Origin of the sequence: Neglectibacter sp. X4, assembly GCF_009917365.1 — a bacterium.
In the GTDB taxonomy this organism is placed as follows: Bacteria; Bacillota; Clostridia; order Oscillospirales; family Acutalibacteraceae; genus Acutalibacter.
Genome location: NZ_QWLE01000117.1, coordinates 1 through 1,276, shown reverse-complemented (window position 1 = coordinate 1,276; position 1,276 = coordinate 1). Strand labels below are relative to the sequence as shown.

Below are 1,276 nucleotides of genomic sequence, written 5' to 3'. Positions count from 1 at the left end.
CGTCAGGTTAATCCGATTCATCGGCTTCGTGGGGCTAATCATTTCACAGAGTTCTTCAGCAGAAAGATACTGCTCGTTACAGCGTTCTCTGATTTGCTTAATCAAAGCAAGGCCCGGACATTTCGTTTCCTGCATCGCATCAAAAAGTGCTGATTGCTGCTCCTCACTCATGGCTGCAATCAATTCGGCGACCGGAATCGTCAATTTCTTGTCATCAACCATTTTCAGAATTTCCGGTATGAGTTTCTTCAGTGCCAGATATCTCTGCAATGTTGTTCTGCTGATACCCATAATTCTGGCAGCTACTTCATCTGTCCGTTCTGTCCCATTGTGGGACAGTATTGCCGGGTTCTGCTGTGCTTCCATTCTTATCAATGCATATTTAGTGCTGTATGCATCAGCACGCTCACTGGGAAGCTGCTCCTCACGCTGGATATTGGAATCAAGCATCCAATACGCAGCCTTAATATCATTACAATCTTCTAAGACTCGAATTTGCCCCAACTGGCTGCTTAGGCTATGATGTCCAAGTTTACGCATTGCATCTCTTCGGTTATGCCCGGCAATGACTTCATAGTATCCGGTCCGACCTCGATCAACTCTCAGTATAATCGGCGATATCAATCCGTTTTTTTCGATACTTTTGCATAACTCCAACTGTTTAGCTTCAGAAAGTCGATTGAACGGATGTACCTTTACACCGGGAACATTTATTGTTGTATGCCAGTCCAGCATTCTATCAATGTCAATTATAATATCCTGCTCCTGCTTATTAACTTCCTCTTGATTCGCAGAATTATCTGCAGGTAGTCCGAACATTTCTTCCAATGGTGTAAAATTGATTTTTCTTTCACCCATCACCGTTCACCACCTTCCTTCTGTTATAGCTTTTATATCGCTGCATAAAACTGCCTATCGACAGAAAAATTCCCTCTGTCCCATCGTGGGACATTTCATCAGTAAGCATTTCAGCATATGCACCCAGTGTTTTCACTATTTTCCCGTCTCTTGTTCTCCTGTCGTAGTAACCATAGTGAATCAGGTATCGATCAGTTCCTATTTGCAGGACATCACCAATTTCAATCTGGCTTCCTTCCAAGTTTACATATTGCGTAATACCCATATACTCTGTCAGCCAATTTTGATATGCTTTGGCAGCCGCACCATCCGGATCAAAAGAAGTGATTGCCTCCTGCTCCTTTGATGCCCTCGAGCCATTGACCTGCAAAGGAATAACTGTCTCAAATTTGGGTATGGTATTTCCAAAGGCTGCATC

Annotated in this window: 1 protein-coding gene and 1 pseudogene; both read right to left on the bottom strand. The window is 43.4% G+C overall.

Features of this window, described 5'->3' with window-relative positions; genetic code table 11:
• Positions 1–858: ParB/RepB/Spo0J family partition protein (locus D1841_RS16785; protein ID WP_166554306.1), on the bottom strand; the 858-nt coding region annotated here is incomplete at its 3' end.
• A pseudogene (locus D1841_RS16780) lies at positions 851–1,276 on the bottom strand (hypothetical protein); the annotation flags it as partial. The gene D1841_RS16785 and the pseudogene D1841_RS16780, both read right to left, overlap by 8 nt.